The organism is Thermorhabdus hydrogeniformans, from assembly GCF_049310025.1.
Lineage (GTDB): Bacteria > Bacillota > Thermosediminibacteria > Thermosediminibacterales > Tepidanaerobacteraceae > JBJYKD01.
Map to the genome: position 1 here is coordinate 1 of NZ_JBJYKD010000108.1, position 279 is coordinate 279.

Genomic DNA, 279 nt, shown 5'->3' on the forward strand with positions numbered 1-279 from the left:
TGTTCCACATCTTCCACAATATAAAAGTCCTGAGTATAAATTGTTTTCTACATCTACCAACTTGAAACCATTATTGTATTTATCGCTTTCTTTTTTTCTTTTCTTTCTAATTTTTTGTACCTTTTCAAATAGTTCTTTATCAATAATTGGTTCATGATGGTTTTCTATTATAGTCCATTCTGACTCATCTTTTACTCTTGTTTTTTTAGATTTAAAACTTACTTTTTCAGTATGTCCCCCTACATAATCTCCAATATATCTTCTATCATCTAAAATTCG

General features: G+C 27.6%; 1 protein-coding gene. It reads right to left on the bottom strand.

The features are described from left to right. A partial coding sequence (locus ACKX14_RS15690) for a recombinase family protein (RefSeq protein WP_422449306.1) occupies positions 1-279 on the bottom strand: 279 nt, incomplete at both ends.